The organism is Parafrankia discariae (assembly GCF_000373365.1).
In the GTDB taxonomy this organism is placed as follows: Bacteria; Actinomycetota; Actinomycetes; order Frankiales; family Frankiaceae; genus Parafrankia; species Parafrankia discariae.
Window position 1 is genome coordinate 144,945 of record NZ_KB891219.1, and the last position, 20,232, is coordinate 165,176.

General features: G+C 73.6%; 18 protein-coding genes. 7 read left to right on the forward strand and 11 right to left on the reverse strand.

What is annotated here, in order from left to right; translation table 11 throughout:
• Positions 1-323: 323 nt before the first annotated feature.
• Positions 324-917: a DUF4232 domain-containing protein gene (locus B056_RS37005; protein WP_230203048.1), complete on the forward strand. Its 594-nt coding sequence runs from the start codon at positions 324-326 to the stop codon at positions 915-917.
• Positions 918-1,113: 196 nt separating this feature from the next.
• On the opposite strand, the gene B056_RS0117715 is transcribed toward B056_RS37005, so the two are convergent.
• From B056_RS0117715 to B056_RS0117740, 6 genes are all read right to left on the reverse strand, one after another.
• Complete coding sequence (locus tag B056_RS0117715; protein WP_020572560.1) at positions 1,114-1,326, reverse strand: hypothetical protein; 213 nt, start codon at positions 1,324-1,326, stop codon at positions 1,114-1,116.
• A 170-nt stretch (positions 1,327-1,496) separates the two neighbouring features.
• A complete protein-coding gene (locus B056_RS0117720; RefSeq protein WP_407672388.1) occupies positions 1,497-2,399 on the reverse strand; it encodes a sulfite exporter TauE/SafE family protein in 903 nt (300 codons plus the stop codon).
• Positions 2,306-2,944, reverse strand: a complete 639-nt coding sequence (locus B056_RS0117725) for a TetR/AcrR family transcriptional regulator (protein ID WP_018503205.1) — start codon at positions 2,942-2,944, stop codon at positions 2,306-2,308. Before B056_RS0117725 ends, B056_RS0117720 begins: the two co-directional genes overlap by 94 nt.
• Positions 2,917-4,026: a CaiB/BaiF CoA transferase family protein gene (locus tag B056_RS0117730; RefSeq protein WP_018503206.1), complete on the reverse strand. Its 1,110-nt coding sequence runs from the start codon at positions 4,024-4,026 to the stop codon at positions 2,917-2,919. Before B056_RS0117730 ends, B056_RS0117725 begins: the two co-directional genes overlap by 28 nt.
• 97 nt (positions 4,027-4,123) lie before the next feature.
• Positions 4,124-5,317 (reverse strand): thiolase family protein, encoded by a 1,194-nt coding sequence (locus B056_RS0117735; RefSeq protein ID WP_018503207.1) that lies wholly within the window; start codon positions 5,315-5,317, stop codon positions 4,124-4,126.
• A gap of 148 nt (positions 5,318-5,465) precedes the next feature.
• Positions 5,466-6,062 (reverse strand): pyridoxamine 5'-phosphate oxidase family protein, encoded by a 597-nt coding sequence (locus B056_RS0117740; protein ID WP_018503208.1) that lies wholly within the window; start codon positions 6,060-6,062, stop codon positions 5,466-5,468.
• 61 nt (positions 6,063-6,123) lie between these two features.
• Between B056_RS0117740 and B056_RS0117745 the strand changes: the two genes are divergently transcribed.
• Positions 6,124-7,116: a helix-turn-helix transcriptional regulator gene (locus B056_RS0117745; protein WP_018503209.1), complete on the forward strand. Its 993-nt coding sequence runs from the start codon at positions 6,124-6,126 to the stop codon at positions 7,114-7,116.
• A 69-nt stretch (positions 7,117-7,185) separates the two neighbouring features.
• A complete protein-coding gene (locus B056_RS0117750; protein WP_018503210.1) occupies positions 7,186-8,250 on the forward strand; it encodes an Rv2578c family radical SAM protein in 1,065 nt (354 codons plus the stop codon).
• A 291-nt stretch (positions 8,251-8,541) separates the two neighbouring features.
• On the opposite strand, the gene B056_RS0117755 is transcribed toward B056_RS0117750, so the two are convergent.
• Together B056_RS0117755 and B056_RS0117760 are read right to left on the reverse strand one after the other, a co-directional pair.
• Positions 8,542-8,868, reverse strand: a complete 327-nt coding sequence (locus B056_RS0117755) for an FDXHR family putative zinc-binding protein (RefSeq protein WP_456095368.1) — start codon at positions 8,866-8,868, stop codon at positions 8,542-8,544.
• A gap of 321 nt (positions 8,869-9,189) precedes the next feature.
• Complete coding sequence (locus tag B056_RS0117760; protein ID WP_020572562.1) at positions 9,190-9,741, reverse strand: NUDIX hydrolase; 552 nt, start codon at positions 9,739-9,741, stop codon at positions 9,190-9,192.
• A gap of 994 nt (positions 9,742-10,735) precedes the next feature.
• Here B056_RS0117760 and B056_RS0117770 point away from each other — a divergent pair.
• A complete protein-coding gene (locus B056_RS0117770; protein WP_154677109.1) occupies positions 10,736-12,442 on the forward strand; it encodes a sensor histidine kinase in 1,707 nt (568 codons plus the stop codon).
• Positions 12,443-12,682: 240 nt separating this feature from the next.
• Entirely contained in the window at positions 12,683-14,272 is a 1,590-nt protein-coding gene (locus B056_RS0117775) for a bifunctional aminoglycoside phosphotransferase/ATP-binding protein (RefSeq protein WP_018503214.1), read from the forward strand.
• 67 nt (positions 14,273-14,339) lie between these two features.
• On the opposite strand, the gene B056_RS0117780 is transcribed toward B056_RS0117775, so the two are convergent.
• Positions 14,340-15,035, reverse strand: coding sequence for a response regulator (locus B056_RS0117780; protein ID WP_018503215.1), 696 nt, complete (start codon positions 15,033-15,035; stop codon positions 14,340-14,342).
• Positions 15,036-15,177: 142 nt separating this feature from the next.
• On the opposite strand from B056_RS0117780, the gene B056_RS0117785 reads away from it, so the two are divergent.
• Positions 15,178-16,206: an Acg family FMN-binding oxidoreductase gene (locus B056_RS0117785; RefSeq protein WP_018503216.1), complete on the forward strand. Its 1,029-nt coding sequence runs from the start codon at positions 15,178-15,180 to the stop codon at positions 16,204-16,206.
• 27 nt (positions 16,207-16,233) lie between these two features.
• Positions 16,234-16,530 (forward strand): GNAT family N-acetyltransferase, encoded by a 297-nt coding sequence (locus B056_RS0117790; RefSeq protein WP_018503217.1) that lies wholly within the window; start codon positions 16,234-16,236, stop codon positions 16,528-16,530.
• Positions 16,531-16,639: 109 nt separating this feature from the next.
• Here the strand turns inward: B056_RS0117790 and B056_RS0117795 are convergent, their stop codons facing one another.
• Positions 16,640-17,884, reverse strand: a complete 1,245-nt coding sequence (locus B056_RS0117795; protein WP_026239815.1) for a DUF1501 domain-containing protein — start codon at positions 17,882-17,884, stop codon at positions 16,640-16,642.
• An 11-nt stretch (positions 17,885-17,895) separates the two neighbouring features.
• Complete coding sequence (locus B056_RS0117800; RefSeq protein WP_018503219.1) at positions 17,896-19,848, reverse strand: DUF1800 domain-containing protein; 1,953 nt, start codon at positions 19,846-19,848, stop codon at positions 17,896-17,898.
• Between the last annotated feature and the right edge of the window lie 384 nt (positions 19,849-20,232).

The following is a 20,232-nucleotide window of genomic DNA, read 5'->3' on the forward strand; positions in this document are numbered from 1 at the left end:
ATGCCGGTGCGGAGCCCACAGATCGGGGGATCCGGGAGGGCGTCATGCGTCTTTCTTCATCCACCCACGGCCGGTTGACGATGTGTCGGCCGGGGATCTCCCTCCGGCGGTCCGGGGCGGTTCTCCCGGCCCGGACCAGCGAATTTCCCGTGGCAGCGCAATCCGTCGCCGCGACCGGCGGATTCCCCGACGGGGTCGGATTCGAATCCGACCCCGTCGGGGAGACAGCCAGATTCGTCATGGTGCCGGAATGCGGTCCGGAAAAGGAATGCTCCGCGTCGGACCGGGGCTTTCGTACCGCCAGGTCGTCCACCGTGGTCGGTGTGCTCGTCACCGGGCTCGCGGTCGGTCTCGCCAGCGGGCTCGGTGTTCCCGCCCGGGCCGTGGCCACCGCCCGCCCGTCCGACGCCGTGTCCGCCGACGCCGTGCCAGGCGCCGCCGGGCGGCTCGAGGCCTGCTCGTCGACGGATCTGTTCGCGGAGCTGACCGCCGCGCAGGGTGGCGCGGGCCAGCTGCACGGGGAACTCGTGCTGGTGAACCAGGGAGTCGGGGCGTGCGCGCTCGCCGGGTATCCGGCGGTCTTCCAGGTGGACGCGGCCGGCGCGGCGGTGGGGGAGCCGGCGGTGGCCGACGGTTCACGCGGTCGGTCAGTGACTCTCCGGCCTGGCGGTCGGGCCACCGCGGGCCTCACCGGGACCAGCGCGGGTCTCGTGGCGGCCCGGTCGGCCGGGGCGGCAGCCGCCGGCCTGTCCGTCATCCCGCCTGACGGGGACGAGGCGCTCGAGGTCGCCGGGTTCACCGAGGCCGGCGGGTTCACCGTGGGGGAGTGGACCGCGTTGCGCGTCACGGCGTTTCACCCGGTCATCGACAGCCCGCTCGCCGTCGACCCGCTCGCCGGGATCGGCCCGTTCACCTGAGGTTCTGTTCCACCTGAGGTCTCTCCCGGCCACCGGACCGGATTCCGGTCGGGTGGCCGCGGGAGCGGCGGTCGGGTGCGGCGGCGATGCCCGCGGGGTCACCACCCTGCTCGGCGTGACCCCGCGGACCTCCCACCGCCCTGGGCCGGACGTCGGCGGAGCCGCGGACGGGCGCGACCCGTCCGGACTCCCGCAATCACCGCGGAGTAAGGCCGAAAGAGTAGAAGATGGACAGCGGCCAGGCGAGCGTCGCCACCGCCGCGGTGAAGAAATGACGCAGCGTCGCGCCGTCCCAGTCGGTCACATCCCAGTAGTCCTGGCTGATGGTGATGATGAGGCCGATGGCCAGGTAGACGAGAAATCCGAGGCTCACGCTGCTGTAGGCACGGGTGCGGACCCGGGTTGCCATCGGGGGCTCCTTCTTCGGCGGGGCTGGTTGTCCGTTGCGCTGCCGAATACCCGGTCGCGTCCGCTCTAATCCTCATATCCTGGTTGACGTCACCCACGGCCGTTCCATCGTGCATTCATGTGACGGGCGGGTTCGAGGAGAGCCGGGGCGCGTGTCCGGTCTGTGCCCGTTCAGGTGTAGGCGTCGAGGGCCAGGGAGACGGCGAGTCCGGTCGCGGCCGCGGCGACGATCCAGCGCATCAGCGGCGCCGGCAGGAGCCGGACGATCCGGGGCCCGACCGCCCCACCGACCAGCAGCCCGGCGGCCAGTGGCACGGCCGCTCCCCACGCGATCGACCCGAGCGCGGCGAAGATCACGGCGGCGACCACGTTCGAGAAGCCCGACGCGACGTTCTTCACAGCGTTCACCCGGGCGAGTGACTCCGGGATCGCGATCACCATGATCGCCAACAGTGCGACGCCCGCGCCCGCGCCGAAGTACCCGGTGTAGATCGCGACGCCGAACACGGCGAGCAGCATCGCCGGGCGCTCACCCCGGGCCGGTCCGCCGGCTTCGTCATCCCTGGCCGCGCGGGCTCCGCCGTCCCTGGCCGTGCCGGCACTGCCGCCGGCCGTGCTCATGATGCGCGGCGAGAGCAGGAGGAGTCCGGCCGCGCCGAGGATCAACCACGGGACGACGAGTTCGAAGGCCCGGGCGGGGGTGGTCAGCAGCAGGACCGCCCCGGTCGCCCCACCGGCCAGCGTCGCCGCGCCGTACCGGGCGATCCGCCGCGTCTGCCCGGCGAGCTCGGGACGGGAACCCGCGGCCGCGCCCAGCGCGACGCAGATGAGCGCGGCCGAGTTCGTCATGTTCGCGTCCTGCGGCTCCAGTCCCACCGCGAGCAGCGCCGGATAGGAGACGAGCGACGCCAGGCCCGCCACCGTGCTGGTGATCCCGGCGAGGACACCCGCCCCGAGCAGCAGCGCGACGTCGGCCCCGGTCAGCGCGGTACCGCGCCCACGGTCCGCAGCGCGATGTCGACGTAGCGGGCGGCGATCTGCGCGGGGGACAGCTCGCCGGCCGGGTTGTACCAGCCGGCGATGGCCTGGCACATCCCCAGCAGCGCGCGGGCGGTGTCCCGGGGGCTGTCGACCGTCATCTGACCGGTCGTCTTCCCGTCCGCGAGGATCTCCAGGAGCAGGTTCTCGAGTTTCTTGCGCAGCGTCGCGTACCGGCGGCGGTTCACCGGCTCCAGATAGCGCAGCTCGGTGTCCAGATAGGCGAGGGCGAACCGGTTCGACATGAACAGGACGACCGCCTCGATGAGCCGGGCGAACCTGGGCACCGGCCCGTCGTCGGCCTCGGTGACGGCGGCGCCGGCCCGCTCGTTGACCTCGACGACGGTGATCTCGAGCAGCGCGACGAGGATGCCCTGCTTGTTCGCGTAGTGGTAGTACAGCGCGGGGACGGTCACTCCGGCCCGGCGGGCGATGTCACGCACCGTCGTCCCGTGGTAGCCGTGCTCGTAGAAGGCGGCGAGCGCGCCGGCGAGGATGGGGTGCAGGTCCGGCGGGTCGTAACTGCGCCAGTCCACGGGCGCCCCGGCCCGGTTCAGACCGCTGACGGTGACTTCGCCCATTCGTCCAGGATGGCAGCCGGATCGCCGACCACCGCGCGGCCCGGCAACGAGGTGGTGCTGCGGGAGAAGCGGGGCGCGGGTGCGGCCTGGGCCGTCCCGTCGGTGTGCACGACGGCGCCGCGGGCGGCCATGTGCGGGTGGTCCGCCACCTCGGCGAAGCTCAGCACCGGCGTGACGCAGGCGTCGGTGTCCGCGAAGATCTCCGCCCACTCGTCGCGGGTGCGGGCGGCGAAGGCCGTGGTGAAGGCCTCCCGCAGCACCGGCCACCCGGTCGGGTCGAACTGGCCGGGCAGGTCCGCGTCGGCGAGACCGAGCACCTCCAGCAGTCGGGCGTAGAACTGCGGCTCCAGCGGCCCGACGGCCACGAAGCGGCCGTCGGCGCAGATGTAGGTGTCGTAGAACGGCCGGCTGCCGTCGAGCAGGTTCACCCCGCGCTCGTCGGACCAGTCCCCGAACCCGTGCCAGTCGCCCATGCCACGCCAGGCCCACATCATCTGCACCAGGACGTTGGTGCCGTCCACGATCGCGGCGTCGATCACCTGACCGGCACCGGACCGCTCCCGTTCCAGCAGCGCCGAGAGGATTCCCACCAGCAGGAACATCGAACCGCCGCCGTAGTCGCCGACGAGGTTCAACGGCAGCGGCGGGCGCTGCCCGGCCTCGCCCATGGCGTGCAGCGCGCCGGTCAGCGAGATGTAGTTGATGTCGTGACCGGCGCGCTCGGCCAGCGGGCCGGTCTGCCCCCACCCGGTCATCCGCGCGTAGACCAGGCGGGGGTTACGGGCCTGGCAGTCCGCCGGGCCGAGGCCGAGCCGCTCGGCCACGCCCGGCCGGTAGCCCTCGATGAGCACGTCGGCCCGTTCGACCAGACCCAGCACCTGCTCGCGTCCCTCGGCGGAGCGAAGATCCACCTGCACGATGCGCCGGCCGCGCAACTGCAGATCCGCGGGTCCGTCACCCAGCTCCGGCCGTTGGATCCGTACGACGTCCGCGCCGAGGTCGGCGAGGATCATCGCGCCGTGCGGGCCGGGGCCGATGCCGGCGAGCTCGACGACCCGCAATCCGCTCAGCGGACCGGTCACGCTTCCTCCAGGGATGACTGAGAACAGAGACGCCTGCGAACATGCGGATTCGCCGGCGGGAACGCCTGCCGAGGGACGGCGCCGCGGAACGGCGCCGTCAGAGGCGTTCGATGATGGTGGCGTTGGCCATGCCGCCACCCTCACACATGGTCTGCAGGCCGTAGCGCCCGCCGGTGGCCTCCAGGTAGTTGACCATCGTCGCCATCAGGCGCACGCCGGAGCCGCCCAGTGGGTGGCCCAGCGAGATCGCGCCGCCACGCGGGTTCAGCCTGGCCGGGTCGGCGTCGAACTCCTTCGCCCAGAACAGCGGAACGGACGCGAACGCCTCGTTGACCTCGTAGGCGTCGATGTCGTCGATCCGCAGGCCGGACCGGGCGAGGATCTTGCGGGTGGCCGGGGCCGGGCCGGTCAACATGATCAGCGGCTCGCTGCCGGCGAGGGCGAAGGCGTGGAAACGGGCCCGCGGGCGCAGCCCGAGCTCGACGGCCTTCGACTCGCTCATGATCAGAGCGGCGGACGCGCCGTCGGTCAGCGGGGAGGAGTTGCCCGGGGTGATGTGCCAGCCGATCTCCGGGAACCGCTGCGCGAACTGCTCGGTGTAGAAGGACGGCTTGAGGCCCGCGAGGCCCTCGGCCGTGGTGCCCGGCCGGACGGTCTGGTCCACGGTGTGCGTGAACGTGCTGCCGTCCGGCGCGAGCGCCTCGACGGGGACGATCTCGTTGTCGAAGCCGCCGGCCTCGGCTGTCGCCGCGGCCCGCTGGTGCGACAGCGCGGAGAACTCGTCGAGCTCCTCGCGGGTCAGCTTCCAGCGGGCGGCGATCAGCTCGGCGCCGATGCCCTGGTTGGCCAGGCCCTCGGGGTAACGGGCGACCATGCCCGGCCCACGCGGGTCCTTCCCCACCGCGGCGAAGCGCATCGGGACCCGGCTCATCGACTCGACGCCGCAGGCCACCACGACGTCGTAGGCGCCGGCCATCACACCCTGCGCGGCGAAGTGCAGGGCCTGCTGGCTGGAGCCGCACTGCCGGTCGACCGTGGTCGCCGGCACCGACTCGGGGTAGCCGGCGGAGAGCACCGCGCTGCGGCCGATGTTCGCGGACTGCTCGCCGGCCTGGCCGACGCACCCGGCGATGACGTCGTCGATGAGCGCCGGGTCGAAGTCGTTCCGACTGGTCAGCGCCTTCAGCGTCGTGGCGAGGAGCTCCACGGGGTGGGTCTCGGACAGCGCGCCGCCCGGCTTGCCTCGCCCTGAGGCGGTGCGCACGACGTCGACGATGACTGCGTTCTCCATGGGACTCCCTCACCGGCCGCCGGCACGATGCTTTTCTAGCGCTCGCTCAGTGGGACTTCTCGGACGTTACGAGCGCCCCGTCTCCAGGGTCAAGGAGTACGCCGCCGGGCTGCCGGCCACCCGTGGTGCGCCGCGGCGCCGCCCCTGCTCACGGGCCGGACTGCTCGCGGACCGGGGTGTCGTTGCCCCGGCGTAGCACCCGCAGGCCGCGGCCGTCGGGCCGCCAGGTCTCGACGACCATCTCCTCGTCATCCATCCAGACGCGGACGACCTCGGTGATCCGGACGCGGAACAGGTCGAACGGGGTCGGCGGGTGGACCTCCTCGACGAAGCGCCGGCGGGTGTCCGGGTCGTCCACCCATCCGGCCTGGCCGGCGATCCGGGCGTCCCCGCCGTGCATGTCCGTTCCGGGGCCCGGGTTCGCGTGCAACGCGAAGCGCTGGTCACGGAGCAGGTCGTCGGACTTGCGCGCGCCCGGCATCCCGCCCAGCCACAGCTCACCCAGCCGGAACTCGGCCTCGAGCCCGCTCACCCGGGGTGAGCCGTCGGCCCGCAGCGTCGCCAGCACGTGATGGCGGAAGGCCGCGAACCGCGCCCGCACCGCCCGCGCGAACTCGGGCTCGGCGGCCTCGACCTCGCCCCAGCTCACCCCCGCCGGGGCCGCCGGGTGCGCCGGCCGTTCCTTCGCCGTGTCCGTGTCCGTGTCCCTGCTCGTGCCTGGTGTCGTGTTCGTGTTCGTCGTCATGGGCCCATCGTCACCGCGGACCCTGACATCTTCTGTCCGGGTCCGCGGTTACCTTCGGTTGATGCGTTCCAGCCGGCTGATGGCTCTGCTGCTCCATCTGCAGGCGCATGGCCGGGCCACGGCGGGGGAGCTCGCCGCCCGGTTCGAGGTGTCCGTCCGTACGGTGCGCCGGGACGTGGCCGCGCTCGCCGAGGCGGGTGTTCCACTGTGGTCCGAGCCTGGTCCGCGTGGCGGGATCCGCCTCGTCGAGGGCTGGCGGACGAACCTGGACGGGCTGACCGGCGACGAGGCCTCCGCGCTGCTGCTCGCCGGGGCCGGCGGGGACGTGCTCGGCGGTCTCGGCCTCGAGGCGGTCGCCGCGGCCGCCCAGACCAAGATCCTCGCGACGCTGCCCCCGGAGCTCCGGGCGCGGGCGGGCCGGGTCCGGGAACGCTTCCACCTCGACGCGCCCGGCTGGTTCGGTTCCGCGGAACCCGTGCCGCACCTGGCGGTCGTCGCGGGAGCGGTCTGGTCCGGGCAGCGGGTCACCGTCCGCTATGGGCGGCCCGACCGGACGGTGGAGCGTTGTCTGGAGCCGCTGGGCCTGGTCCTCAAAGCCGGTGTCTGGTATCTCGTGGCCCGTTGCGGGTCCGCCGTGCGCAGCTACCGGATCGGCCGGATCGTCGAGGCCGTGGTCCTGGCCGGGCCGGCGGGCCGCTTCGTCCGGCCGGCAGACTTCCACCTGGCGCGGTGGTGGGCGTCGTCGAACGAGGACTTCGCGCGTTCGTTGCTGCGCTGGCCGGCGCGGCTGTCGCTGTCCCCGCGGGGCCTGCGGAGCCTGCCCGCGGTGCTCGGGCCGCCGGCCGGCCAGCGGGCACTGACCACGGCCGGCGAGCCCGACGCCGACGGCTGGCGGGAGCTGGAGGTCTGGTTCGAGGGCCCCGAGGTCGCCGAGAGCCAGCTCTGGGCGCTCGGCCCGCATGTCCGGGTGCTGGCCCCCGACTCCCTGCGCGCGGCCCTGGTGCGGGCGGCCCGGCGGACGGCGGAGAACAACGTCGCCCCGGCGCCCGGCTGAGCCGCCCGCGCGGCCCGGTCCCGCCCACCGCCGGCCCCACGAATGTCGAACGTGTGTTCTAATGGTGGGGTGCGGTGGGAGAATCTGAGCCTCGTCGAGCCGGCGGACGCCCCGAGGCGCGGGCTGCTCGACCGCGCCTCGGTGACCCGGACGTTCGACACCCCGGGCTTCGCCGGAATGACCTTCTACGAGATCCACGCGCGGTCCGCGCTCAACCGGGTCCCGGCGGCGTCGCGCGTCCCGTTCCGATGGACGGTCAATCCCTACCGGGGCTGCTCACACGCCTGCCGGTACTGCTTCGCCCGCAACAGCCACTCCTACCTCGACCTCGACACCGGCCTCGACTTCGATTCCAGGATCGTCGTCAAGGTCAACGTGGCCGAGCGGCTGCGGGCCGAGCTGGCCGCGCCCGGGTGGCGCGGCGAGTCCGTGGCGCTGGGCACGAACGTCGACCCCTATCAGCGGGTGGAGGGGCGCTACCAGCTCATGCGGGGGGTGCTCGACGCTCTGCGTGACGCGGCGAACCCGTTCTCGATCCTCACCAAGGGCACGCTCATCCTGCGGGACCTCGACCTGCTGGCCGAGGCGGCCGCCGTCACCGAGGTCCGCACCGCGGTCTCGGTCGGTTTCGTCGACGACGACCTGTGGCGCGCGGTCGAGCCGGGTGCGCCCCGCCCGCGACGCCGGCTGGAGGTCTGCGCGGCGCTCGGCGCCGCCGGCATCGAGTGCGGGGTGCTGATGGCGCCCGTGCTTCCCGGCCTGAGTGACTCGCCGGCGGCGCTGGAGCGCGCCGTGCGCGGCATCGCCGCGGCGGGCGCGGCCAGCGTGACGCCGATCGTGCTGCATCTGCGGCCCGGGGCGCGGGAGTGGTACCTCGGCTGGCTCGGGGAGCACCATCCCGAACTCCTTCCGCTGTACCGATCCCTCTACGGCGGGGGCTCCTACGCGCGGCGCGCCTACACCGAGCGGATCTCCGCTCAGGTTCGGGACCTGGCCGGTCGCCACGGTCTCGCCGGTGCGGCCGCGCCGGCCGTCCGCCGTACTCCGACACGTGCCGTTACAGCCGTGTCCACAGCGGCGGCCGGCCGGGCCCCGGTGGAGGATCAGCTTCTCCTGCCAGGCTTCGGGTCCTGACCGGCCCACCCGTTCCCGACGCGCGGGCTCGGGCCACCCCGGTTCCACGCTGCGTGATTCTTCTGTCGAACCGCGGGCGGCACGTAATGCGGTGCCGAGCCTAACCTGCGCCGAATCCACGGCCTATGACTGATCGTCCTGCGCAACCGGTGGGGAATCACCTCTTGTGGGCAGGGATCGGCAGGAAACCCGGCCGGCGTTCGGCGTTCGACGCCCGAAGGCCCGGCGTCGAACGCCGAACGCCGCCCCGGTGGCGGCCGCCACCGGTGTCGCCGGTACCTGCCTGAGGGATCACGCGGGACGGGCGACCGTGTCGGTCGTGACCTGGCGCGGAATCGTGACCAGCCGGCCCGGGGACCGTTCGTCCTCCCTGCGCCAGTAGCCGCCGTCCGAGCGCAGGCCGGCCTCACCGGGGGCGAGGCATCGCCCGCTGTCGCGGTGCGCGTCGAAGCCGGCGTAGCCGACGAAGGTCTCGTGGCAGGTCGGGCAGTGCGCCGCGGTCAGCGCCGTCCAACGCACATCGCAGCGACCGCATCCGATGAGCGTCGGACGGTCATAGTCGATGTCGCGGCCGGCCAAGAGCCAACCCCCCCTCGTTGATTGCGGACGAATCCGCACTTCGCGCGGCCCGTCGCCGTCGAGCCGATTCTTTACGCTTGCCCAGTACTCCGGGCCGCATATGCGGGATCGACCGTAACGATTTCGTCGGCCGGCCAACCATGCGGGGGGCTACTAACGGGCAAGTCTGCCAGGAATATGACTCTTCGTATCCACTCGAATCCAAATAGTGTGTGGCTGTCGGGGGTGGTGGGGACGCTGGGCGCGTCGGGGTGCCGCAGGCCGCCGCCGCGGCGTGCGACGGCCGCAGCGGACGGCGCGGGTGTCAGTGGATGGCGCGGGTGTCGGCGGAGGGCGGAGTACCGGCGGGTCGCGTGGGTGTCAGCGGGCCCGCAGCGCGTCGAGAGGCGAGAGCCCCCCGGGTGTCGGCGGGCGGACGGGATGCCACCCGGGTTCGGAGTACCGCTCGCCGTGCCGCCAGTGGGCGAGGGCGGTGCGGTCGAGCGGGTCCAGGTCCGCCTGGAGTCCGGCCAGTGGGCGCCAGCAGGTCCGGGCCGCCTCCGGCACCTCCTCGCCGGGTTCGCCCGCGGGCCCGCCCGCCGGCTGGCCGACGGCCTCGTCCCAGTGGCGCGCGGTGAAGTAGAGGGACACCCGCTCCTCGCCGGCGAGCCGGTGGTGCGCGGCGTGGGCGAGCGTCAGCTCCGCCTCGTCGGCCCGGAGGCCGGCGATCTCCGCGGCCAGGCGCACAGCCGTCTCCCGCGCGGGTTCGCCCAGCCGTAGCGGCCCGCCGGGCAGCCGCCACACCGGCGCCGGCGGCTCCGGGCGGGCTGAGTCCGCGGGTGGCCGCGGCTGCCGGGGCATGGCGTCGCGGGCCGTCATGGCCGCCCGCCCGGCTCGTGCGTCGCGGGTGGTGAGGAGCACCGTGTCATCCATGACGATGATCAGATGAAGGTCGACCGGGAGGCAGAGGGAACGCGACGGATACAAGGCCGGCTACCGGCGCGCACCGTGCCGGCCCCGCCGGTGACGCACATGTCGGGCCCTCGCCGCCGGTCGTCCTTCGGCTGTGGCGGCTGCCCCGGGAACGGCGGCCTGTCCGCGGCGAACGACGGGCTGATCAAGGGTCAAAACTGCCTCCACGGACCGTCTGGCTCGGTTCCCGGTACTTCAGGCTGAGAACAGATCATCGAGGTCCGTACGTGCAGTTGCAAGAGGACGGATGCAGAAACTGATGCAAGAGGTCGCTGCACGTGCGCTCGAGGCCTTCCTCCGGGCCCGTCGGACCACCTCGGGTATCGGTCGACTCCGGCCGCGGTACATCCGGCATCGTCAGTGGCCGAACACGGCGAGCGGGAGCCCGCACGACAGTGCGACCCAGCCGAGCTGCTCGGCGGTGGCGGCGGCGTGCACCAGCCCGCGGGAGGCGTTCGTCGTGTGGGTGATCGGCTCGTGTGGGTATGGGGTCGCCGTCGACCCACCGCGGTGAGCACGGGAGGCGCGACCTCCGACAGTTCGGCCCGACCGCCACCGGGGGTGCCGAAAGGCCCCACGCGATGAGCCTGTTCGGTATCCGTTTCCGTGACCGGTCGTGGCCCGGTCGACAGCGCCCCCACCTGGGACGGGACGTCCGCGCCCGGTCCGCTCGGCCGTCTCGGGGGTGATCGGTCGGGGCGGGCGGTGCGCTGATGTTCGATAGCGTCTTTAGACCATGGACCCGTGGCCCGAGGGCGTCGGCGGCGATCACCGCCTCGGTGGTGATTCCGGCGCCGCCACCGGTGCCGCTGGTGCCGCCGGCGGTGCCGGCACCGGCGCCGGAATCGACGAGATCCGGGAGATCCACGAAATTCAGCAGATCCGGGAAATACGCGAGATCCAGGAGATCCTCACGGCTCGGGACGCCGAGGAGACCACCGGGAGCCTCAAGATCATGGATGTCCCGGACGAGTTCGACGAGTTCGGGGCCGAGCGTCCGGGTCGCCTCGAGCTGGACGAGCTGATGGCGCAGCTCGTCGAGCGCGCGCACGAGGTGATGACCACCCAGGGCCGACTGCGCGGCCTGCTGCGGGCGCACCGCGCGGTCGCCTCCGACCTGAGCCTGGAGATCGTCCTCCGGCGGATCGCGGAGGCCGCCTGCGAGCTGGTCGACGCCCGCTACGGCGCGCTCGGCGTGATCGCCCGCGACGGCCGGCTCGAACAGTTCATCCACGTCGGAATGGACGCCGACCTGGTGGGTCGGATCGGCCACCTGCCCCGCGGCGAGGGGGTGCTGGGGCTGCTGACCGCCGAGCCCCGGCCCGTCCGCCTCGACGACATCGCCGCGCACGGGCACGCGGTCGGCTTCCCGCCCGGCCATCCGCCGATGCGCACGTTCCTCGGTGTCCCGATCAAGGTGCGCAGCGAGGTGTTCGGGAACCTCTACCTGACCGAGAAGCGCGGCGGGCGCCGCTTCACCGCGCAGGACGAGGAGCTCGTCCTGGCCCTCGCCGCGAGCGCCGGCGTGGCGATCGAGAACGCTCGGCTGTTCGGCGCGGCGCAGCGCCGCCAGCAGTGGCTCCAGGCGTCCGCGGACATCATGCGCCACCTGCTGGCGGACGGGCCGGATCCCCTCGCGCTGATCGTCGGGCGGGCCCGCGAGGTCGCCGACGCCGACCTGGCGTGCGTCCTGCTCGCCGACGGGGCGAGCGGGGAACTGCTCGTCGACGCGGCCGACGGCCTACGGGCCGATCACCTCGTGGGCGAGTCGGCGCCGCCGGCCGGAACCCTCGTCGGCCGGGCGGTCGCGGCCGGGCGGCCCCTGCTGGTCGACGACGCCGCGGCCGAGCCGGGCGGCACCGGCTTCGGTGACCTCGACATCGGTCCGCTGATGGTCATCCCCCTGGTCGGGGCCCAGGTCCGGACCGGCGCGGTGATGCTGGCCCGCGGGCGCTCGGGCCGGCCGTTCGCCGACGGCGACCTCGACATGGCGGCGACGTTCGCGGGGCACGTCCAGGTCGCCCTCGGCCTGGCCGCCTCCCGGGCGACCCGTGACCGGCTGCTCGTCCTGGAGGACCGCGACCGGATCGCGCGCGACCTGCACGACCACGTCATGCAACGGCTCTACGCCGTCGCGCTGGGCCTGCAGGGGATGGCGGCCGCCGAGGACCGCCCGCAGTCCGCCGGCCGGCTCACCACCTACGTCGACGACCTCGACGCGACCATCCGGGAGATCCGTTCGACGGTCTTCGAGCTGCGCGGGCGGCGCAGCACCGGCGGGCCGGGCGTGCGGGCCCGCCTCGGCGAGATCGTCGAGGAGATCGCCGAGGCGCTCGGCTTCAGCCCGCGTCTGCGGGTGGACGGCCCGCTCGACACCGCGGTGGAGGGGAACGTCACCGACCACCTCCTCGCCGTCGCGCGGGAGAGCCTGTCGAACGTGGCGCGCCACGCCCAGGCCAGCCGGGTGGAGCTGTCGGTCACCGTCGGCCAGGGCTGGCTGTGCGCCGAGGTCACCGATGACGGGGTCGGGCTGAGCGACACCGGCCGGCGCAGCGGCCTGCGCAATCTGCGCAGCCGGGCCGAGGAGCTCGGCGGCACCTTCGACATCACCCCCGGTCCCTCCGGTGGCACCCGGCTGCGCTGGGCGGTTCCGCTGCCGTAGCCCCGCCAGCCCCCCGCCGCGGGCGCGGCGAGGACGTCCAGCACCGGCCGTCCGGGCTGTCGCCGACGGGTCCGAGGACCATCGCGGGGGGTGCGAAGGGCCTGTCGACCGGTGCCCTCGGCGGGACCAGCCGGCGGGTCGGGCGCGGCACGATGGTTCCGGACGAGACGGACCATCGACAGGACAGCGGCGATCGGAACCCGACGGCGGGGCGGCGGTGTCCGGCGCGCGGGAGGTGCCATGCCGGCTGACCAGAAGACCACACCGCCCGTCCCGGCCGCTCTGTGGTCCCGCCCCACCGGCGGGACGCGGGTCGTCGAGACGGCGAGCGCGGTCCTCTGCCTGCATGGTGATCGCGTCTACAAACGGCGGAAACCCGTCGATCCGGAGCCCCTCGACGCCCGGAGCCGGGCGGCCCGGCTGGCCGCCTGCCGCGCCGAGGTGGAGCTGAACCGGCGGCTCGCGCCCGACGTGTACCTGGGGGTCGCCGACGTCCTCGGCGCCGACGGCGCGGTGTGTGACCATGCCGTCGTCCTGCGCCGCCTGCCCCCCGGCCGCCGGCTCGCCACGCTCGTGCGCCGCGCGGACCACGTCGACGACCACCTCCGCGCCGTCGCGCGGGCGGTCGCCGCGTTCCACGAGCGGTGCGGGACGTCCGAGATGATCGGCCGTCGCGGTGACGCCGAGGCCGTCACGGAGCGGTGGAAGGACGCGTTCAGCGGTCTCGAGCCCTTTCAGGGGAAGGTCATCGACGCCGACGTCGTCGACGAGATCGGGCGGCTGGCGCAGCGGTACCTGGCCGGCCGCGGCCCGCTGCTGGCCGAGCGCCGGCGGGCCGGGCGGATCCGCGACGGTCATGGTGACCTGCGGGCCGACAACATCCACTGCCTCGACGACGGGCCGCGCATCCTGGACCGGGTCGAGTCCGACCCGTGGCTGCGGGCCGGGGACGTCCTGGGCGACATCGCCGTCCTGGCGATGGACCTCGAACAGCTCGGCTCACCCGAGGACGCCGAGCGTCTGCTGCGCTGGTACCGCGAGTACACGACGCCGGCCCATCCGCCCTCGCTGGAACACTTCTACCTCGCCTACCGGGCCTGCGTCGAGGCCGGGGCGACCTGCCTGCGGTACCGGCGGATCCTGGCCGAGTCGGGCGCGGACGCCGGGCCGGGCCCGGGCGCCGAGGCCGGTGAACAGGCCCGCCGGCTCGCCGACATCGCCTACCGGCACCTGCGCCGGGCCCGGGTACGGCTGGTCCTGGTCGGCGGACTGCCCGGCACCGGGAAGTCCACGCTGGCCCGCCGGCTCGCCGACGCGGCCGACGGCCGCCTGCTGCTGCGCTCCGACGCCGTGCGGGCCGAGCTCGCCGCCGACGGCCACGCCGATCCGAACGGCCCCGGGGGCGGGCCGGTCATCCCGGACCGGCCCGCCGTGCCCGCGGACCTCGGCGCGTCCTTCGTCTGGCCGTTGTCCTCGGAGATCACCGCGCGGACCTACACGGTGCTGCTGGCCCGCGCCCACCGAGCCCTGGAACGCGGCGAGACGGTGATCATCGACGCCTCCTGGTCGGACGGCCGCCACCGCGCGGCGGCTGCCCGGCTGGCCCGCGAGACGGCCGCGGAGTTCCTCGAGCTGCGCTGTGTCACCTCACCGGAGGTCGCGGCCGCCCGGCTGACCCGCCGCGACTCGGCCAGCGACCCGGCCGGCGCCACGTCGGCGGTACACCGCGCGATGAGTTCGTGGGCGGAACCGTGGCCGACCGCCAGGGTGATCCAGACGACCGTGCCGGTCGCCGAGGTGTTCCACGCGGCCGAGCGCTGCATCGCCTGACCGCCGCGGTCAGGCACCGTCCTCAGACACCGCCCTCAGGCACCGCGGTCGTCATCAGGCACCGCGGTCAGGCGTGGTGGCGCGTGGCGTACACGGCCGCCTGCGTGCGGCTGCTCAGGCCGAGCTTGTCGAGGATCGACGAGACGTAGTTCTTCACGGTCTTCTCGGAGAGCTGGAGCCGGCCGGCGATCTGTCGGTTGGTCAGGCCCTCGGTGATCAGGACGAGGATCTCCCGCTCCCGGTTCCCCAGCACCGCCGAGGCCCGGCCCATGTCGGTTCCCTCCCGGAGCCGGTCGAGGACCTTGGCGGTCACGGCCGGGTCGAGCAGGGAGCCGCCGGCCGCGATGGTCCGGATCGCGCCCACCAGGTCGGTGCCCCGGATCTGCTTGAGCAGGTACCCCGCCGCCCCCGCCATGATCGCGGCGAAGAGGGCGTCATCGTCGTCGTAGGAGGTGAGGATCAGACATCCGATCTCCGGGCGGGCCGCGCGGATGTCCCGGCAGACGTCGATGCCGCTGCCGTCCTCCAGCCGGGCGTCGAGGAGCGCGACGTCCGGGCGCAGGCGGGGGACGAGGACGGCCGCCTCGGCCCCGGTCGACGCCTCGCCCACGACCTCGATGCCGCCGGCGTCACTGAGCACCTCGCGGACCCCGCGGCGGACGATCTCGTGGTCGTCGAGGAGGAAGACACGTACCGTGTGGCCCCGTGCCGGGTGTGCTCGTGCCGGGTGTGCCCGTGCCGTGTTCGTCCCCGCGACGTCCATTCCGGCAACAATAGCCGCGGTGCCGGCTTTTCCGGTCACCGAACGAGGGCGGACCGCGACGAGACACGCGTCCCGCGGGGGCCGGGGCAGTCGGCGCCCGGGCGGGAATAAGGATGCTCGGAGCAGACAGACGGGAGAGATCATGGTCGACACCGCGGTACGCCTGACGGAGGACGACGCCCGCGCGATCGTGGCGCAGGCCGCGCTCGCGCCGTCGATCCACAACACCCAGCCCTGGCGGTGGCGTTTCGACGCCGAGGGTCTGCACCTGTTCGCCGATCCCGGGCGGCTGCTGCACGTCGCCGACCCGGAGGGGCGCCAGCTCCTGGTCAGCTGCGGGGCCGCCCTGACCTTCGCCCGGCTCGCCGCGCGCTCGCGCGGCTTGCTCCCCGTCGTGGCCCTCGGCCCGCTCGACGACGGCGCCCCGCCGTCCGCGGACGTCCCGCTGGCCACGATCGCCGTCGCGGACCGCCGCCCGGCCGCGCCGGCGGAGGCGGAGCTGGCGGCGGCGATGGCCGACCGGCACACCGACCGCCGTCCGTTCCTGGCGGGCGAGCGGGGGCGGCTCGGCGCCGACGACCTCGCCGCGCTGCGTCGCGCCGCCGAGGCGGAGTCGGCCTGGGTGCGGTTCGTCGAGAGCGCGGACGCCCGGGTCGAGACGTCGGTCCTGCTCTCCCGCGCGGACTGGCAGGAGGCCCACGACCCCGCCTACGCCGAGGAGCTGCGGCACTGGAGCCGCACCTCGCCGCAGGCCCGCGACGGCATCCCCCGCGAGGCCGTCGTCGGCGGCGCGGCGACGCGGCAGTCCGAGTTCGTCCTGCGGGACTTCGACGTGGTCGGCGGCCTCGAGCCCGGTCCGGACCCGGCCGGGTCGGCGGTGGAGCGGCCGACCGTCGTCGCCATCGGCACCGACTCGGACCGGCCCACCGACCGGCTGCTCGCCGGCGGCGCGACGGGCCGGGTGCTGCTGACGGCGACGGCGCGCGGGCTCGCCGCCTCGCCACTGGGGCAGGTGCTGGACGTGTCCGCCATCCGCGAGCTGATGCGCTCGGCGACCGGGGGCCTGGGGCACATCCAGATGCTGCTGCGGCTGGGCCGCCCCGACCCGGGCCAGCCGCCGCTGGCGGCCACCCCACGCCGGCCGGTCGAGGAGATCCTCGACCTCGCCTGATCCGCGTGGACCGGCAAGGATGACGCCATGGATGTCAAAGTCGCCGACAACCCCCCGGCCGGACGGTTCGAGGCCAGGACCCCGACCGGGGAGGTCGCGGGGTTCGCCGAGTACGCGCGGTCGAGCTCGCGGATCATCTTCACCCACACCGAGGTCGATCCGGCCTACGAGGGCACCGGCGTGGGCTCCGCGTTGGCCGCCGGGGCGCTCGACGCGGCGCGCGCCCAGGGCCTGGCGGTCGTACCCCGATGCCCGTTCATCAAGGCCTACATAGATCGGCATCCCGAGTACGCGGACCTGGTGCGGGGTCCCGGCCAGCGCTGAAGTTCCCGGCCAGCGCTGAAGTTCCCGGCCAGCGCTGAGGCCTCGGGCCGGTACCGCGGGCTCCGGCCGGCACCGGGCTCCGGTGCCCACCGGAGCCCCAACCACCGCGTCAGGCCGAGGTGACCCCGACCGGGGCGTGAGTCAGCCCGGGGAAGACCGTCCCGAGCTGCTCCGGGGACATCCCGAGCCAGCGGATCACGTCGCCCAGGACGTTGCGGTAGTCGTTCAGGACCGGCACCGCGCCGTCGTCGAGCTGGTCGGGCGCCAGCCCCGTCCACTTGCCGTGCACCCCGCCGACCGCGCCGCCGCCGATGACGAACATGACGCCGCCACCGCCGTGGTCGGTCCCGCCGTTGCCGTTGGTGTCCGCGCGCCGGCCGAACTCCTGGATGGTGACCAGGGTGACGTCGGCGGCCTGCGGGCCGAGGTCGGCGAAGAACGCCGCGATCGAGTCACCCTGCCGCTTCTGCAACGTCGCCAGGGTGCCGGTCACCCCGCCCTGGCCGACATGGGTGTCGTAGCCCCCGGTCTCGATCGCCGCGACCCGCAGCCCGGCCCCGGACCTGATCAGACGGGCGACGTCCCGCAACGCCCGGCCCAGGCCCTCGTCCGGGTAGGTGACGCCGCTGGTCGGGGTGTAGGGCTTGGCCGCGATCTGCTTGCCCTCGGCGAGCGCGGCCAGGGTCGTCGCGACGCCGCGGGCGAAGGGACGGCCCGCGTCCGGCCCGGCGAAGAGCGTGCCGAGCGCGGTGGCCGTCGCGGCCTCCTCGGCGCCCTGGCCCCAGCCGTTCGCCTTGAAGTTGTCGATGCCGCTGAGGGTCAGCGCCTCGGTGGAGCCGAGGTAGGAGGTCGGCAGCGAGCCGCCCTCCTGGATCCCGCGGAACGCCGAACCCGGACTCAGGACGCTCAGCAGACGGGCGAGGTAACCGGTGTTCTGACCGGCTCCGCCGATCTCGACGTCGAACGTGTCCTGAAAGTGGCTGCGTGAGTTGTCGAGCAGCCCCGCGGCGGGAACCGCCGCCACTTTTCCGGCGTCCAGCAGCGGCTTCAGCGACGCGTAGGCGGGATGCAGACCGAAGGTCCGATCCAGCGGGATGAGCTGGCCGGTCGGGATGGCGATGTCGGCGCGCAGGCCCGCGTAGTTCGGGTCCGCGCCCGGCACCAGCGCGTTCAGGCCGTCCATTCCGCCGCGCAACGAGATCACGACCACGGTCCGGCCGGGAGTGTCGGCGAAGGCCATGCGGACCGGCAGCACGGAGGCGACGCCGGCCGTGATGCCGACGGCGCCGGCCGCCGCGAGCACTCCGCGCCGGCTGAGCGTGCACCCCTCGGCCGGAGGCAGATTCTTTACCATCGGTCGGCCGCCTATCCGTAGACGTGGTAGGGGGAGTCGAGAAGGAGCGAACCGAGCTGGCCGACGAGATACTCGTTGTCCGCCGGCTTCCGCGGCCCGCGGTCACCAAGGAACGTCGCCAGCGCCGCGCCGTGCTCGGGAGCGAGCGGCTGGAACACGAGCCGGCGGGCCAGCACGTCCACCACCTCGGCCATCGTCGCCGGCGGCGCGTCCCCGAGCAGGCTGTTCACCGCGGGGGTCCCCAGGCCCTTCGGGTACCACCCGTTGAGCAGGTTCCGGTGCATGTTCCAGCGGCCGATCGTGGCCGACGCCGAGACCCACCGCTCCGCCCGCAGCGGGTATCCGTCGGGAGCCGGCCACGCCAGCGGCGCCATTCCCATGTCGTTGGCCATCCAGTACAGCGCGACGACGGGATCGGTGCCGGAGGCCGGCGGGCCGATCCCGAGAACGCGCAGCGTGGCGACGATGTCCTCCAGCGGCCGGCGGGTGCGCAGCCCGACCGCCTGGCCGAACTCGGCGGAGGTGAACAACGCCTTCAGCACCGGCGCGATCGCGGTGTCGCTCGCCAGATAGGTCCGTGCCAGCGAGTCGCAGAGGGACTGCGGCGGGTCGTCCGCGACGAAATAGGTCGCCAGCTTGCGGGTGAGGTACGCGGCGGTCGCCGGGTGATGCGCCAGATGATCCAGGTAGGCCTTCATCACGGCCTCCCCGCCCTCGGTGGAGTCGTTCGGCGCGGAGAAGTCCAGCACCTGGACCGGGCCGACGTAATGGTCCTTCGGCTTGAACACGTACTTCTTCGAGTCGGCGTCGATGGAGATCCCGGTCAGGATGCGGGAGCTGTTCACGACCCCGTCCTGGCCGTAGCCGGCCCCCACGCCGACGGTGTGCAGCTCGAGCAGTTCCCGGCCGAGATTCTCGTTGAGCGCCCGCACGGTGGACCGGTCGGCGTTCAGCCGACGGATCATCGCCGGGCTCGTCGTCTCCGCGAGCAGCAGATCCGCGAACCGGCCCAGCGCGTTCGGTCGGATGACCTCCCGGTCGTCCGGGAACGAGTCCCGCCACAGGTTGTCGTTCGGGTAGCCCTTGTTGAACACGTGCGACTGCCAGAAGTCGACCATCCGCTCCAGCAGTTGCCGGTTCGACCAGGTCATCCGCGCGATCGAGGCCACCCCGAGCCCGATCACGTCCTTGTAGTCGATGTCGCCCTCGATGGCGTGCAGCTCCCGGCCGGTCCTGGCCAGGAACGGGAAACGACCGAGGACCGCGTCGACCGGCCCGTCGCCGATCGAGGCCGGATCGAGCTGGCGGTCCAGCCACGCCCCGGAGCCCGTCGCCTTCACCTCCGCCACCAGCTCGGGTGTCGGTCCGAACGTGGCCCGGTTCAGCAGGTGCACCACCGGGTCGCGCCCACGCAGGAACGCCGGCGTCGCGGCACCGGCGCCACCCCCGGCCGGCGGGGGAGGCGAGGCCGTCGGTGACGGACCCGGGGTGCCCGGTGCCGTCGGCATCGCGGTCGGCGTGCCACCGGCCGGCGGAGCCGTGGTGGGCCCGCCGGTCATCGGAGGCCGGGTGGTCGGCGCGACGGCCGTCGCCGTGGCGGTCGGTGTCACCCCGCCGCCACCGCCGGGGCTGCCGACCGAGCAGCCCGCGGCGGTCAGCCCGAAGGCCGCCAGCGAGCCGAACAGCCCGCGTCGGCTCGCGGTGCCGGCCAGCGTTCGCGATCCGGTCGTGACCGTGCCGTGTGGATCGGTGCCGTGTGGATCGGTGCCGGGTAGATCCGCGCCGGGGAGATCGGAGTCGTGCAGGTCAGCGCCCTGCGGGTTGCGCTGGTCCGCGCGGTGCGGGTTGCCTGGGCCGTCCGGGTTGTGCGACCGGGCGCGGTACCGGAGCCTCGCGAGTCCGGCGCCGCCGCCCCGTGGCGGTGAGCCGACCGGCGTCCGGTCGGCTTCGTGCCTGCCTGCCATGCAGACCATCCCTGTAGGAGTCGAGCCCCAAGACCCCCCCAAGGGCCCGTTCGGTTACTCGACGGCGTCACAGTAATGCGGCGCCTGGACCTCACCTGGGGAGGTCTGTCGCGTTTTTCAGGGTTTGATCTGGTGTAGCGCAACGATCCGGCGATGGGAGTCCGTCGGGGGTCGGCGGTCGCGGATGGTCGCACCGAATGGCCGGCGAGATGTCTGATATGTGCTGTCTCGCAGGCGATGTCGGGTGCCGGCCGGCAGGTCCCCGGGTGCTGGCTTGACGGTTGCCTCGTCGGTGGAACCCTTGAACTGCCATGGGATGGCCTACGGACGACCTTGTGGCGGCTGAACGGATGGCCGGGAGTGCACACTCGGTGCCCGGAGCGA

What these genes read in the sequence shown, in the direction of transcription:
- B056_RS0117735 (WP_018503207.1), bottom strand. Translation starts at nt 5,317, where the DNA reads ATGGAGAACGCAGTCATCGTCGACGTCGTGCGCACCGCCTCAGGGCGA.
- B056_RS0117780 (WP_018503215.1), bottom strand. Translation starts at nt 15,035, where the DNA reads ATGGACGTCGCGGGGACGAACACGGCACGGGCACACCCGGCACGAGCA.
- B056_RS0117770 (WP_154677109.1), top strand. Translation starts at nt 10,736, where the DNA reads ATGGATGTCCCGGACGAGTTCGACGAGTTCGGGGCCGAGCGTCCGGGT.
- B056_RS0117790 (WP_018503217.1), top strand. Translation starts at nt 16,234, where the DNA reads ATGGATGTCAAAGTCGCCGACAACCCCCCGGCCGGACGGTTCGAGGCC.
- B056_RS0117745 (WP_018503209.1), top strand. Translation starts at nt 6,124, where the DNA reads ATGCGTTCCAGCCGGCTGATGGCTCTGCTGCTCCATCTGCAGGCGCAT.
- B056_RS0117800 (WP_018503219.1), bottom strand. Translation starts at nt 19,848, where the DNA reads ATGGCAGGCAGGCACGAAGCCGACCGGACGCCGGTCGGCTCACCGCCA.
- B056_RS0117785 (WP_018503216.1), top strand. Translation starts at nt 15,178, where the DNA reads ATGGTCGACACCGCGGTACGCCTGACGGAGGACGACGCCCGCGCGATC.
- B056_RS0117760 (WP_020572562.1), bottom strand. Translation starts at nt 9,741, where the DNA reads ATGGATGACACGGTGCTCCTCACCACCCGCGACGCACGAGCCGGGCGG.
- B056_RS0117795 (WP_026239815.1), bottom strand. Translation starts at nt 17,884, where the DNA reads ATGGTAAAGAATCTGCCTCCGGCCGAGGGGTGCACGCTCAGCCGGCGC.
- B056_RS0117775 (WP_018503214.1), top strand. Translation starts at nt 12,683, where the DNA reads ATGCCGGCTGACCAGAAGACCACACCGCCCGTCCCGGCCGCTCTGTGG.
- B056_RS0117725 (WP_018503205.1), bottom strand. Translation starts at nt 2,944, where the DNA reads ATGGGCGAAGTCACCGTCAGCGGTCTGAACCGGGCCGGGGCGCCCGTG.
- B056_RS0117740 (WP_018503208.1), bottom strand. Translation starts at nt 6,062, where the DNA reads ATGACGACGAACACGAACACGACACCAGGCACGAGCAGGGACACGGAC.
- B056_RS0117715 (WP_020572560.1), bottom strand. Translation starts at nt 1,326, where the DNA reads ATGGCAACCCGGGTCCGCACCCGTGCCTACAGCAGCGTGAGCCTCGGA.